We start from the raw sequence: 14,008 nt of genomic DNA on the forward strand, positions 1-14,008 counted from the left end.
CGGTGGCGTCACTTCCTAAATAAAATAGTGTAGTCGTCGTCACAAAAAGATGCGGTGTTACGGAATTTTCCGTAAAGTCCGGTACTCTGAACAATTAGTCGAAAATCCTTCAGGAGAATAGCCATGAGGTGGCAACAACGTGTTCGTGTCGCAACGGGTCTAAGTTGCTGGCAGATAGTGTTGCATTTACTGGTAGTGGCGTTGCTGGTAATGGGCTGGATGAGCGGCAGACTGGTGCATGTCGGCCTGGGATTGTGCGTCGTGTACGGCGTTACCGTTTTATTGATGCTTGCATTGCAACGTCACCACGAACAGCGCTGGCGCGACGTGGCTGATGTGCTGGAAGAGTTGACCACGACGTGGTATTTCGGTGCCGCCATGATCGTGCTGTGGCTGCTGTCACGCGTGCTGCAAAACAACGTCTTGCTGGCACTGGCGGGGCTGGTCATCCTTGCCGGACCCGCCGTGGTCTCGCTGCTGGCGAAAGACAAAAAGCTACATCACCTTGCGTCTAAACATCGCATACGCCGCTGATCCGGTCGTGGCCGCTATCACTAATAGCGGCCACAAGCTTCCCCAGACAATCTGCAGACTCGCATCTTTCAGGTAAATCTGTTTCGTGATGTCCGTAAAATGGCGGATCGGGTTTATCCACGTCAGATTCTGCAACCAGACCGGCATGTTTTCTACCGGTGAGACATAGCCCGAGAGTAAAATCGCCGGCATCATAAACACAAACACCCCGATAAACGCCTGCTGCTGGGTGGCGCACAGTGACGAAATCAGCAGACCAAAGCCAACCAGCGACAGCCCGTAAATCACCATTGTGAAATAGAACAGCCCCAATGAACCGGCAAACGGAATGTGATAAGCCCAGATACCAATCGCCAGCACAATGGTGGCCTGAAAAGTTGCCACAATTAACGCAGGCACCGCTTTGCCGATGAAAATCTGCCAGGTGGTAAGCGGGGAAACCAGCAGTTGATCCAGTGTGCCTTGCTCGCGCTCGCGGGCAACCGAGAGCGAGGTGACGATCATTACGCCGATGGTGGTGATCATGGCGATCAGCGACGGAACCACAAACCATTTGTAATCCAGATTCGGGTTATACCAGTTACGTACTACCAGCTCGCTGTTGTTCGGTTTCGGCTTGCCGTCCATCAGCTCCTGCTGATACTCCTTAACGATTTGCTGCAGGTAATTCGCGGCAATTTGCGCGCTGTTGGAGTTACGTCCGTCGAGGATAATCTGCATGGGAGCCTGCTGGAAGGTATCCAGATTACGCGAAAAATTGGCCGGGAAACGCACCAACAGCAGGGCTTTTTGCGTGTCGATGGTGGGCTGGATCTCCTGCGGACTTTTCAACAGAAGAACATGCGTAAAGGCGCTGGCGCGGGCGAAGCGCTGGGTAAGCTCAACCGAATGTTTACCGTTGTCTTCGTTATAGATAGCGATAGTGGCGTTGGTCACTTCCAGCGTTGCCGCGAACGGGAACAGGATAACCTGAATCAGCACCGGTAAAATCAGAATGGCTCGCGTCTGCGGTTCGCGTAATAGCGATTGCAGCTCTTTGCGAATTAATGTCCATAAGCGATGAAACATGCCTGTCCTCTCAGTCCAGTTTGTAGGCCTGATAAGCTAAGCGCATCAGGCATAATGCCGGATGGCGACGTGAACGCCTTATCCGGCCTACGGCTACAATTATCCATACACGAATTTAATCCAGCCGACGTTTGGTTTTAAGCCACGTCAGGCCGATAAACATCACCGCCGAAGCGATTAAAAACAGCACGTTGATAATCAGCACCACCGGAATATTTCCCGCCAGAAACAGGCTTTGCAGGGTACTGACGAAATAACGTGCCGGAATAATGTAGGTTACCGCCCGGATAATCGCGGGCATGCTGTCTATCTGGAAGATAAATCCCGACAGCATAATCGAGGGCAGGAAGGCGGCGTTTAGTGCGACCTGCGCGGCGTTAAACTGGTTGCGAGTGATGGTGGAAATAAGCAACCCCATGCCGAGCGTACTGAGCAGAAACAGGCTGGTAATGAAAAACAGGATCAGCAACGAGCCACGGTAGGGCACGCCAAGAATAAACACCGACACCAGCATACACAGCAGCATCGCCAGCATGCCCAGAAAGTAATACGGGATAAGTTTGCACAGTAGGAGTTCGACGCGGGTGACTTCTGTCGACAGCAGCGCTTCCATGGTGCCGCGCTCCCATTCGCGCGCCACCACTAATGAGGTGAGGATGGCGCCAATCACCGTCATGATGATGGTTACCGCTCCGGGAATAATAAAGTGCTGGCTGATGGCCGCCGGGTTAAACCAGTAGCGGGTTTGCACGTCGATCAAAGGTTTGAACGATTCCCCACGATCTTCTGCCCGCTGTTGCTGCCAGATTTGCCAGATGCCTTCGACATAACCCTGCACAAAGTTGGCGGTATTCGGTTCGCTGCCGTCGGTGATCACCTGGATCGGGGCGACATCGTTAGGTCGCGCCATCTGCTGGGCAAAATCCACTGGGATCACCACCAGACCGCGAATGCGCCCGGCCTGCATTTTCTCAATCAGTTCCTGACGATTATCGCTGATGGTGGCGTCAATATACGGCGAACCGGTCATGGTATGGGTAAAATCCAGCGCCTCTTCACTCTGCTGTTCGAGCAAAATCCCTACCCGCAGCTTGCTGGAGTCGAGGTTGATCCCGTAGCCGAAGATAAACAGCAGCAGCAGCGGGATCACCACAGCAATCAGCCAACTGCTGGGATCGCGGACGATCTGGCGCGTCTCTTTCACGCACAGCGCGCGGACGCGACGCCAGGAGAGAGCGGAGTTACTCATGCGTATGCTCCTTATCCCAGTCATTGATTAGCGTGATGAACGCCTGTTCCATGGTCGGGTCCGGCGTGTCGCTGTCGGCAGCCTGAGCCTTCAGGTCGTCTGGCGTACCGCTGGCTATCAGTTTGCCGCGATACACCAGCCCGATACGATCGCAGTATTCTGCCTCATCCATAAAGTGGGTGGTCACCATCACCGTGACGCCTTTTTCCACCATGCTGTTGATATGCAACCAGAACTCACGACGGGTGAGGGGATCGACCCCGGAAGTGGGTTCATCAAGGAACAGAATGTCGGGTTCATGCATCAGCGAGCAGGCCAGCGCCAGACGCTGCTTAAAGCCCAGCGGCAGTTCGTCGGTGGCGTGGGAAGCGATACTTTTCAGGCCAAATGCCTCGCTCATACGATCGATTTTCTCTTTCTGCGCCCGACCGCGCAGGCCGTAGACGCCGGAGAAAAAGCGCAGATTCTGTTCAACCGTCAGGTTACCGTACAGGGAGAATTTCTGCGCCATATAGCCCAGATGCTGACGCGCTTTGCCGGAGCTGACTTTCAGGTCCATATCCAGCACCAGCGCTTTGCCGGAGGTGGGGACCAGCAGGCCGCACATCATTTTAAAGGTGGTGGATTTGCCAGCGCCGTTGGGTCCTAACAGACCAAAAATCTCGCCGCGCTGCACGGCAAAGTCTACGTGGTCGGTAGCGGCAAAATCGCCAAATTTCTTGGTCAGCGCTTTGGCTTCGATCACCGTTTCGCCTGGCGTGCCTTCCACGGTATGCAGGATAGCGCCCAGTGGGGACTCCGATGTTCCGGCTCCGCCAAGTAAATCGATAAAGGCATCTTCGAAGCGGGGGGCTGTTTCGTTGATGGTTATCTCCGGCATGCCGTCAGCGTTTTGGATCTGCTGAGCAGTAGCCTCTTTTTTCAGGATTAAACGGACGGATTTCCCCTGAATCATTCCGTCGCTGACCAGCGGCAGCTTTAACGCGCGTTGCAGCAGTCGGCGGTTGTTTTCCTGTGGACTGCTCATCAGGAAGCTGCGACCCGCCATGGTTTGCGTAAGCTGAGTAGGATCGCCTTGGTATAACAGCTCACCTTCGTTCATCAGCAGCACATCACGGCATTGCTCTGCTTCATCCAGATACGACGTACTCCAGAGGATCAGCATGCCGTCCCCGGCCAGCTCGTGGACCATTTGCCACAGTTCGCGACGGGAAATAGGGTCGACACCCACGCCTGGCTCATCCAGCAGCAACACTTTAGGTTCGCCAACCAGCGTACAGGCAAGCCCGAGCTTCTGTTTCATGCCACCGGAAAGCTTGCCAGCCAGTCGTCCGGTAAATGGTCCCAGCGAGGTGAATTCCAGGAGTCGGGCAAAGGTTTTTTCTCGCGCTTCACCGGTGACGCTGCGTAAGTCGGCATAGAGATTGAGGTTCTCCATGACGGTTAAATCTTCGTACAGACCAAATTTCTGCGGCATATAGCCCAGCACCGCATGTAGTGCGCTGTCGTCTTTGATGGGGTCAAAACCAATCACTTCAGCACTTCCGGCATCAGGTTTTAATAATCCCGCCAGCATTCGCATCAACGTAGTTTTGCCCGCGCCGTCCGGCCCGACAAGCCCGGTCACGTAGCCTGCATGAACGGTACAGTCGAGCGGGGCGACGGCCGGTTTTTCCATTCCGGCAAAGTTTTTCGTCAGCCCTTTAAGCGTAATGACGGCGTCATTCATGCCGTGCCTCATCGCCAAACTGTATCGTTACCGGCATTCCCTGGCGCAGCGAATCGTCCGCGTCGGTGACGACAATTCGCAGGCGATAAACCAGGTCGGTACGCAGGTCAGGAGTCTCGACCGTTTTCGGGGTAAATTCGGCGGTAGGAGAAACGAAGCCGATTTTGCCGTGATACGGTTTGTCCGGGCGGCCATCGGTATAGAGCAGGATCTCACGTCCTGGCTGCGCCTGGCTCAGATTTCGTTCGTCAACGTAAGCACGAACCCAAACCGGACGCGTGAGCGACAGCGTCAGTACCGTGCCCCCTTCGTTCAGCATGCTGCCGGGTTCAACTGCACGGGTGAGAAGCGTGCCGTCAGACGGCGAGGTCAGCGTGGTGTCATGCAAATTAAGCTCTGCCTGTGCCAGCTCGGCCTGAGCTTGTTCGAGCGTGGCTTTTGCCTGCTCGATGTCCTGCACACGATTACCGCTGCGATATTGCGTGAGTTTATCCTGTGCGGATTTCAGCGAAGCTAACGCCTGATCGCGAGATGAACGGGCGTTTTCCAGATCGTTGGCTGAAATGGTGCGGCTTTTCCACAATCCGACCTGCCGATTGTAAAAGTTCTGCGCGTAATCATAGGCGGCCTGCGCCTGTTTGACTGCCGCCGCGGTTTGCGCGATCTCTTCTTCGCGATACCCTGCCAGCATCAGATCGTATTGTGCCTGTGCGGCGGCAACGTTGGCTTTTGCCTGCATCAATGCGTTTTCATACGGTGCGCGGTCCAGTTCACCCAGCACCTGACCGGCGGTAATCGCATCGCCTTCGTCAACCGCCAGCGAGGCCAGCCTGCCGCCGACACGAAAACTCAGGTTGACGCTACGGATATCGACATTGCCGTATAGCGTCAGGCCGTTATCTTGCCGACTCTGATACCACCACGTTCCACCGGCAATCACGGCAACGAGGGCCGCGATAACCAGCCCGAGAACGACAGGTTTTTTCATGACTCCAGACTCCTTTGCGTTAAACCTTGCAGATTAAGATCGATGTGACAGGTGATCGTTTGGTCAATCAGCGCGGTTTTATCCTCATCAAATTGTGACCAGCCTGTACGCAACAGAATGGTTTCTTTCCCCAGACGAAAAGCCAGCACCTCGCCGAGTATGGCGTGGGTGTGCAGAATCATTTGGGTATCATTGGCATCGCCGCCCGTATAGGCGGCAATCAGGCGCGTCAGGTGTGTATGCAACGGATTGATAACCTGGTCGTGCACCAGTTGATAAGCCGCGGTGGGGGAAAGCTGTTCGCGCGAGATAAATTTGCTCAGGTTAACGGTGTCGTCCTGAGTTAACAGCATGATCATATTTTTGCAGGCGCGCAGGATCAGTTCGCGCATCGCGCCACGGTCCGGCTTAGGCTGGGCGAATAAACGCTCGGCCTCTTCAGCGTGCGGGCGAAACTGTGCACCGATAAAATCCGCAATCCACTGGGCGCAGGCGAGATATAAATCCTCTTTTGAGCCAAAATAGTAGGTGATAGCCGCAATGTTTTGCCCGGCCTGTGCAGCGATATCGCGCGTCGTGGCGTGCAGACCATACTCACCGAATTGCGCCAATGCGGCGGCAATGAGCTGGTTCTTCGCCTGTTCACCTTTGGTTGTCATGGTGGGTGTATTCATGGCACGACTCTGATCTTAATCAATCGATTGATTAAGATTATGACTGATGTGCAGCCTTGTCCAGTCCGGAGCGTTATTTTCCAGTGAAGGGATAATTTATGCGGCACATCACAAAAACTGCTACACTCCGCCCCTTCATGACATTGTGGTTTTTGTCATCTCTATTGTATGTATCTCCCTGAAAACGACACCGGTAACGGTCAGGGCGGTTCGGAGTTGTTATGTCTTTTGATTCCCTTGGTTTAAACCCTGAAATTTTACGTGCCGTTGCCGAGCAGGGTTACCGTGAACCTACCCCTATTCAGCAGCAGGCTATTCCTGCCGTGCTGGAAGGCCGCGATCTGATGGCCAGCGCCCAGACCGGTACGGGGAAAACGGCAGGTTTTACCTTGCCGCTGTTGCAGCACCTGATCACCAATCAGCCGCATGGTAAAAGCCGTCGTCCGGTTCGTGCGCTGATCCTCACGCCAACCCGCGAACTGGCGGCCCAGATTGGCGAAAACGTCCGTGATTACAGTAAGTATCTGAATATTCGCTCGCTGGTGGTCTTCGGCGGCGTCAGCATTAACCCGCAGATGATGAAGCTGCGTGGCGGCGTAGATGTGCTGATCGCTACTCCGGGTCGTTTGCTCGATCTGGAGCACCAGAATGCGGTGAAACTGGATCAGGTTGAGATCCTGGTACTGGATGAAGCTGACCGCATGCTGGATATGGGCTTTATTCACGATATTCGTCGCGTTCTGGCAAAACTGCCGGCAAAACGTCAGAACCTGTTGTTCTCGGCAACGTTCTCTGATGACATTAAATCGCTGGCCGAAAAACTGTTGCACAACCCGCTGGAAATCGAAGTGGCGCGTCGTAATACCGCGTCAGAGCAGGTTACTCAGCACGTTCATTTCGTTGATAAAAAACGTAAACGCGAACTACTGTCGCAGATGATTGGTCAGGGCAACTGGCAGCAGGTGCTGGTGTTTACCCGTACCAAACATGGCGCGAACCATCTGGCAGAGCAGTTGAATAAAGACGGCATCCGCAGTGCGGCTATCCACGGTAATAAATCTCAGGGTGCGCGTACGCGTGCGCTGGCTGATTTTAAATCCGGTGATATTCGCGTGCTGGTAGCGACCGACATTGCCGCGCGAGGTCTGGACATTGAAGAGTTACCGCACGTGGTGAACTACGAGCTGCCAAACGTCCCGGAAGACTACGTGCACCGCATTGGTCGTACCGGTCGTGCGGCCGCTACCGGCGAAGCGTTGTCTCTGGTGTGCGTCGATGAACACAAGCTGTTGCGTGATATCGAGAAGTTGCTGAAAAAAGAGATCCCGCGTATTGCAACGCCAGGCTACGAGCCAGACCCGTCCATTAAAGCTGAGCCGATCCAGAACGGTCGTCAGCAGCGTGGCGGCGGCGGTGGTCGTGGGCAGGGCGGAGCAGGGCGCGGACAGCAGCCGCGTCGTCAGGATGGCGGTGCGCCAAAAGCGAAGCCGCGTAATGGCGAAGGCAAACCGGCAGGTGACAAGCCTCGTCCACCGCGCCGTCCGCGCAAACCGTCTGCAGCGCAGTAATTGCGAGCCCGGCCGAAAGGTCGGGCTTTTCTTTTTGCGACACGGGATAGAAAGTGCCACAATAGTGGCTGTTTATACAGTATTTCAGGTTTTCTCATGGCACTTACCGCCGCGCTAAAAGCGCAAATCGCCGCCTGGTACAAGGCGCTTCAGGAACAGATCCCCGACTTTATCCCCCGTGCGCCGCAGCGGCAGATGATTGCTGACGTCGCGAAAACGCTCTCCGGGGAAGAAGGGCGGCATCTGGCGATTGAAGCACCGACCGGGGTGGGGAAAACCCTGTCGTATCTGATTCCCGGTATTGCCATCGCGCGTGAAGAACAAAAAACGCTGGTGGTCAGTACCGCCAACGTCGCTTTGCAGGACCAGATCTACAGCAAAGATTTACCGCTGCTGCGCAAAATTATCCCCGACCTGCGTTTTACCGCTGCGTTTGGTCGCGGACGCTATGTCTGCCCGCGTAACTTAGCGGCGCTGGCCAGCACTGAACCCAATCAGCAGGATCTGCTGGCTTTTCTCGACGATGAACTGACGCCCAACAACCAGGAAGAACAAAAGCGCTGCGCCAGGCTAAAAGGCGATCTCGACAGCTACAAGTGGGACGGGCTGCGCGACCACACCGATATCGCTATCGACGACGGACTCTGGCAGCGTCTGAGCACCGATAAAGCCAGCTGTCTGAATCGCAACTGTCACTACTATCGTGAATGCCCTTTTTTTGTCGCCCGCCGGGAGATTCAGGAAGCTGAAGTGGTCGTGGCTAATCATGCGCTGGTAATGGCGGCCATGGAAAGCGAAGCCGTTTTGCCGGAGCCGAAAAACCTACTGCTGGTACTTGATGAAGGCCACCATTTGCCGGATGTCGCGCGCGATGCGCTGGAGATGAGCGCAGAAATCAGCGCCCCCTGGTATCGACTTCAGTTGGATCTATTTTGCAAATTAGTGGCTACCTGCCTGGAGCAGTTTCGCCCGAAGACCACGCCGCCACTGGCAAATGCCGAGCGTCTGAACGGTCACTGTGAGGAACTGTATGAGCTGATTTCATCGCTCAATAACATTCTTAATCTGTATATGCCCGCTACCCAGGAGGCAGAACACCGCTTCGCGATGGGCGAATTGCCTACGGAAGTGATGGAGATTTGTCAGCGTCTGGCAAAGCTAACAGAAATGCTGCGCGGTCTGGCGGAACTGTTCCTCAACGATCTCAGCGAAAAAACCGGCACTCACGATATCGTGCGTCTGCATCGGGTTATTTTGCAGATGAACCGGGCGCTGGGCATGTTTGAGGCGCAAAGCAAACTGTGGCGGCTGGCATCGCTCGCGCAATCGTCAGGCGCGCCGGTGAGTAAATGGGCGACGCGCGAGGTGCGTGACGGGCAGATCCACGTCTGGTTCCACTGCGTGGGGATCCGTGTGAGCGATCAGCTCGAACGACTGCTGTGGCGTAGCGTCCCGCATATTATTGTCACTTCCGCAACGCTGCGCTCGCTCAACAGCTTCTCGCGTTTGCAGGAGATGAGCGGTCTGAAAGAAAAAGCAGGGGACCGGTTTGTCGCGCTGGATTCACCGTTTAATCACGTTGAACAGGGCAAAATAGTCATTCCGCAGATGCGCTACGAACCGTTAATTGATAACGAAGAGCAGCATATCGCGGAAATGGCCGCCTATTTTCGCGAACAGCTGGAGAGTAAAAAGCATCAGGGCATGCTGGTACTCTTTGCCAGCGGTCGCGCGATGCAGCGTTTTCTTGAGCATGTTACCGATCTCCGCCTGCTGTTGCTGGTGCAGGGCGATCAGCCGCGCTACCGTCTGGTGGAGTTGCACCGCAAACGGGTGACCAACGGCGAGCGCAGTGTGCTGGTTGGGCTGCAATCTTTTGCTGAAGGTCTGGACTTGAAAGGCGACCTGCTGACTCAGGTGCATATTCACAAAATTGCTTTTCCGCCTATCGACAGCCCGGTGGTGATCACCGAGGGCGAGTGGTTGAAAAGCCTGAACCGCTACCCCTTCGAGGTGCAGAGCCTGCCTGCGGCGTCGTTCAATTTGATCCAGCAGGTTGGGCGACTCATCCGTAGCCATGGCTGCTGGGGAGAAGTGGTTATTTATGACAAGCGTTTATTGACCAAAAGCTATGGCAAGCGTTTACTAAACGCGTTACCCATATTTCCGATAGAGCAACCTGCTGTGCCAGACGTTATAGTAAAACCAAAAGAAAAAGCGAAACCCACGCGCCGCCGTCGGCGTTAACGATGCGAGCAACAGGCAAGGAGTTATCGATGGATTACCGCAAAATCATTAAAGAGATTGGGCGAGGAAAAAATCACGCGCGTGACCTGGATAAGGATACTGCTCGCGGACTGTATACCCATATGATGAACGGTGACGTACCTGACCTTGAGATGGGCGGGGTACTGATTGCGCTACGTATCAAGGGCGAAGGTGAAGCGGAGATGCTGGGCTTTTACGAAGCGATGCAAAACCACACCATTCGACTGACTCCGCCGGTAACCAAACCCATGCCGATTGTCATTCCCAGCTACAATGGCGCGCGCAAGCAGGCGAATTTGACTCCGCTGCTGGCGATTTTACTGCATAAACTCGGTTTTCCGGTGGTGGTGCACGGCGTCAGCGAGGATCCAACCCGCGTACTGACTGAAACCATTTTTGAACTGATGGGGATTACGCCAACGCTGCATGCCGGGCAGGCGCAGGCAAAGCTGGATGGTAATGAGCCGGTGTTTATTCCGGTGAGCGCGCTGTGCCCTCCGCTGGAGAAACAGCTGGCGATGCGCTGGCGCATGGGTGTGCGTAACAGTGCACATACGCTGGCTAAATTAGCCACGCCGTTTGCTGAAGATGCCGCGCTGCGTCTTTCCAGCGTGTCCCACCCGGAATATGTTTCGCGCGTGGCGAAGTTCTTCGGCGATATCGGTGGGCGCGGCCTGTTGATGCATGGTACCGAGGGCGAAGTGTATGCCAACCCGCAGCGCTGCCCGCAGATAAGCCTGATAGATTCATCCGGTGTGCGAGTGCTACAAGACCGACAGAGCGAGATGCCTGACGAGCCGGTACCGCTACCGGTAGCAAAAGACCCGGAAACCACCGCGCGCTGGATTGAGCGTTGTCTGGCTGGCAGTGAGCCTGTTCCGGCATCGTTGAAAATCCAGATGGCCTGCTGTCTGGTGGCAACCGGTGAGTCCGCCTCACTGGCTGAAGGACTTGCCCGCGTCGAGCAAAGTTTCTAAACCATTTGTTATCCCGACGGGCCTGTTGCCTGGCCTGTCGGTTCTCTCTTTTCGGCAATGTGAAATTTCTGCACGTTTATTGACCTCCAGCGCACCGTGGCGCAGCATAGTTTGTTGAAAAATAAGAAACACAACAAACACGCGACACAACAGGAGATAACAATGAACAGTGGACATCGCTTCCATGTGCCAACGCTGCACGCCTTTATCCAGGCCGTTTTTCATCAGATGGGAAGCAATGATCAGGAGGCGCGGCTGGTGGCCGACCATCTGATAGCCTCTAACCTCGCCGGTCACGACTCCCATGGCATCGGTATGATCCCAAGCTATATTCGTTCATTCTCGCAGGGGCATCTGCAGATCAACCGTCATGCCAAAGTGGTAAAAGATGCGGGGGCGGTGATTACGCTTGACGGCGACTTTGCGTTTGGTCAGGTGGCGGCACACGAGGCAATCACGCTTGGAATCGAAAAAGCGCGTCAGTACGGAATCGCCGCCGTGGCATTACATAATTCGCACCATATCGGCCGTATTGGCTACTGGGCGGAGCAATGTGCGGCGGCAGGTTTTGTCTCGGTACACTTTGTGAATGTGGTGGGGATCCCGATGGTCGCACCGTTTCATGGCCGCGATAGCCGTTTTGGCACCAATCCCTTCTGCGTCGTATTCCCGCGTAAAAATACCTTCCCACTGTTGCTGGACTATGCAACCAGCGCCATCGCGTTTGGCAAAACCCGTGTGGCATGGCATAAGGGCGAGCCGGTGGCTCCAGGATGCCTGATTGATGTGGCGGGTGTTCCCACTACCGATCCTGCGGTAATGCAGGTTTCTCCGCTGGGGTCGTTGCTGACCTTTGCCGAGCACAAGGGGTATGCGCTGGCGGCGATGTGCGAAATTATGGGCGGTGCGCTTTCTGGCGGTAAAACCACACATGAAGAGAGCCTGCAGACCAGCGCGGACGCCATCATTAACTGTATGACCACCATCATTATGAATCCACAACTGTTCGGCGCGCCGGACTGCGACAACCAGGTCGCGGCATTTGCTGAGTGGGTGAAAGCGTCCCCGCATGCTGAAGATGCCCCGATCCTGTTGCCTGGGGAGTGGGAGGTGAACACTCGCGAGGAACGGCTGGAACACGGTATTCCGCTGGATGCCGGAAGTTGGCAAGCGATTTGTGAGGCGGCACTGCAAATTGGGATACCAGACGCCGTGTTGCAGGAATTCTGCCAACGGCTGAAACAATAGGCAAAAAAAAGCCCGTCCAGTGGCGGACGGGCAAACAAAGGGTAACAAACAGGGTCAATGAGGGTTGGAGCATTGGGTCGTACAGGTAATCTTTCGGTTATTTATAGATAACCGCGGTGCCGCTCATTTTGTCTTTGCCGATAGCGGAAGTGATGCTGTAGCCAGTTGCGCCAGCAGCATTCGCTTTCTCAGCCAGTTTGGCTTCCAGGCCGTCCAGCGTAGTGGCGCCGTCAGCAGATACCACACCAATTTTGTTCATGTTTTGCGCCTGAGTAGAGGAAACCGGCTCGGCAGCGAAAACGCCAAATGACAGGGTAGACAGGGCGATGGCGGCAACAGCAAATTTGATATTTTTCATGATTAATCTCTCGCAGGGTTGTTCTGTTAGTCAGTGTTCTTTAAGAAGACGTTGTTCCGTCGATGTGATAAGTATCACGTTTTTTTGGGTGAGAGAAAATCGAATAGAATTGACGACATCAATCAAAAAAATTGAATGACAAATAACTTATTGAATATTAATAAATTCGAGTAAGGGATTTACAGTTCTTGTCATTGCGCTTTACAGAGAAGGCGACAACGGCACATTTTGCTACACAGGGTGCAAAAAAGCATGCTCGTAAAGGAAATCGTATGCGCTGAAACTTTTGGTAAAGATAAGTCAACGTAGCTGGCTGTCTTTCGAACCCCTGCGATTATATCCTGAAAATGCTGAGTTATGTGAATCTTTATCCTGTTGGCAGGTGATGCATAAGCGTACCCCTGGCACGGCCTCACGTCTGGCCTGAGGGATAGGATTGCCGCATTCTTCGCATTCATACAGACTTTCCCCCGTCGGTAACTCACCGCGAGCGCGGGCAACAGCATCTTCAATAGTATTGTTGATCTGTTCGTTAACCGCGTCGTCATTTGCCCATCCGGATGCCATGTGTACCTCCTGCTGATGTCTACAGACTAAGTATAGCGAAGGTGATGGCTGAAAAACGACCACGCGCCAGCAGTATCAGATTTCAGACCATTCGCGCAGCAGGTTATGGTAGAGATTGAGTAATGACAGGATCTCGCTGCTCTCCCCATGGCGAGCCTTCAGGGATTGAATGTTTTTATCCAGTTCAAAAAGCATGGCGCGATTTTTGTCGTCACGGACCATCGACTGTATCCACATAAAAGACGCTACACGAACGCCATGGGTCACTGGCGTGACGCAATGTAGGCTGCTGGAAGGGTAAAGCACCAGATCGCCTGCCGGAAGCTTCACCGCATGCTGGCCGTAAGTATCATTGACCAGCAGTTCTCCCCCTTCATAATCATTGGGGTTACTCAGGAATAAAGTTGCGGAAAGGTCCGTGCGCATCCAGCCGTTTTGCGGATGGCTACGCACCGCACCGTCAACGTGAAAACCGTAGGTCTCGTTGTCCTGGTAGCGATTAAACAGCGGTGTGGAGAGCGTTTTCGGTAGTGCTGCGGCGAAGAAAAGCGCGCTGTTATTTATCGCAGTCTGTACCTCCTGTTGTAAAACGCCGTAGCGTTCACTTTGCGTATTCACCTGCTGGTTGTTTTTAACCTGCGCCCCCTGAGCGCCGGTGGTTGCGCGGCCATCAACCCAGTCGGCAGCGTCCAGTTGTTCGCGAAACCAGGCTACATCCTGCGCCGACAGAACGCCGGGAATGTGGTACATCATCAGTGTTTCTCCTGAAAGTGGGGCTTA

General features: G+C 54.4%; 13 protein-coding genes. 5 read left to right on the forward strand and 8 right to left on the reverse strand.

The window, feature by feature from the left end; all coding sequences use genetic code 11:
* Positions 1 to 123 precede the first annotated feature (123 nt).
* A complete protein-coding gene (locus tag C2U43_RS07990) occupies positions 124 to 534 on the forward strand; it encodes a YbhQ family protein (RefSeq protein ID WP_003831542.1) in 411 nt (136 codons plus the stop codon).
* Here C2U43_RS07990 and C2U43_RS07995 read toward each other — a convergent pair.
* From C2U43_RS07995 to cecR, 5 genes are all read right to left on the reverse strand, one after another.
* Positions 496 to 1,602 (reverse strand): ABC transporter permease, encoded by a 1,107-nt coding sequence (locus C2U43_RS07995; RefSeq protein WP_008784194.1) that lies wholly within the window; start codon positions 1,600 to 1,602, stop codon positions 496 to 498. The two genes, C2U43_RS07990 and C2U43_RS07995, sit on opposite strands and share 39 nt — an antisense overlap.
* Positions 1,603 to 1,717: 115 nt before the next feature.
* Positions 1,718 to 2,851, reverse strand: a complete 1,134-nt coding sequence (locus C2U43_RS08000; protein ID WP_003831545.1) for an ABC transporter permease — start codon at positions 2,849 to 2,851, stop codon at positions 1,718 to 1,720.
* Entirely contained in the window at positions 2,844 to 4,580 is a 1,737-nt protein-coding gene (locus C2U43_RS08005) for an ATP-binding cassette domain-containing protein (protein ID WP_060682507.1), read from the reverse strand. The genes C2U43_RS08000 and C2U43_RS08005 overlap by 8 nt, the downstream gene beginning before the upstream one ends.
* On the reverse strand, positions 4,573 to 5,568 hold the full coding sequence (gene hlyD / locus C2U43_RS08010) for a secretion protein HlyD (protein WP_048226024.1): 996 nt from the start codon (positions 5,566 to 5,568) through the stop codon (positions 4,573 to 4,575). The genes C2U43_RS08005 and hlyD overlap by 8 nt, the downstream gene beginning before the upstream one ends.
* Positions 5,565 to 6,242, reverse strand: a complete 678-nt coding sequence (gene cecR, locus C2U43_RS08015; RefSeq protein ID WP_103284923.1) for a transcriptional regulator CecR — start codon at positions 6,240 to 6,242, stop codon at positions 5,565 to 5,567. Before cecR ends, hlyD begins: the two co-directional genes overlap by 4 nt.
* 221 nt (positions 6,243 to 6,463) lie before the next feature.
* Between cecR and rhlE the strand changes: the two genes are divergently transcribed.
* The 4 genes from rhlE to C2U43_RS08035 all read left to right on the forward strand — a co-directional run bounded on the left by rhlE (position 6,464) and on the right by C2U43_RS08035 (position 12,303).
* Complete coding sequence (rhlE, locus tag C2U43_RS08020; protein ID WP_060682506.1) at positions 6,464 to 7,810, forward strand: ATP-dependent RNA helicase RhlE; 1,347 nt, start codon at positions 6,464 to 6,466, stop codon at positions 7,808 to 7,810.
* Positions 7,811 to 7,906: 96 nt separating this feature from the next.
* Positions 7,907 to 10,057, forward strand: a complete 2,151-nt coding sequence (gene dinG, locus C2U43_RS08025; protein ID WP_103284924.1) for an ATP-dependent DNA helicase DinG — start codon at positions 7,907 to 7,909, stop codon at positions 10,055 to 10,057.
* Between the two features lie 29 nt (positions 10,058 to 10,086).
* Positions 10,087 to 11,055 (forward strand): DNA-binding protein YbiB, encoded by a 969-nt coding sequence (gene ybiB, locus C2U43_RS08030; protein ID WP_103284925.1) that lies wholly within the window; start codon positions 10,087 to 10,089, stop codon positions 11,053 to 11,055.
* A 162-nt stretch (positions 11,056 to 11,217) separates the two neighbouring features.
* On the forward strand, positions 11,218 to 12,303 hold the full coding sequence (locus C2U43_RS08035; protein WP_103284926.1) for a malate/lactate/ureidoglycolate dehydrogenase: 1,086 nt from the start codon (positions 11,218 to 11,220) through the stop codon (positions 12,301 to 12,303).
* Positions 12,304 to 12,400: 97 nt separating this feature from the next.
* Here the strand turns inward: C2U43_RS08035 and ybiJ are convergent, their stop codons facing one another.
* The 3 genes from ybiJ to ybiX form a co-directional block, all read right to left on the reverse strand.
* Entirely contained in the window at positions 12,401 to 12,661 is a 261-nt protein-coding gene (ybiJ, locus tag C2U43_RS08040) for a DUF1471 family protein YbiJ (RefSeq protein ID WP_003831561.1), read from the reverse strand.
* A gap of 300 nt (positions 12,662 to 12,961) precedes the next feature.
* Positions 12,962 to 13,228: a DksA/TraR family C4-type zinc finger protein gene (locus C2U43_RS08045; protein WP_032942775.1), complete on the reverse strand. Its 267-nt coding sequence runs from the start codon at positions 13,226 to 13,228 to the stop codon at positions 12,962 to 12,964.
* Between the two features lie 75 nt (positions 13,229 to 13,303).
* Positions 13,304 to 13,981: a PKHD-type hydroxylase YbiX gene (ybiX, locus tag C2U43_RS08050; RefSeq protein ID WP_103284927.1), complete on the reverse strand. Its 678-nt coding sequence runs from the start codon at positions 13,979 to 13,981 to the stop codon at positions 13,304 to 13,306.
* Positions 13,982 to 14,008 lie beyond the last annotated feature (27 nt).

It is taken from the genome of Citrobacter freundii complex sp. CFNIH9 (assembly GCF_002903305.1).
In the GTDB taxonomy this organism is placed as follows: domain Bacteria; phylum Pseudomonadota; class Gammaproteobacteria; order Enterobacterales; family Enterobacteriaceae; genus Citrobacter; species Citrobacter portucalensis.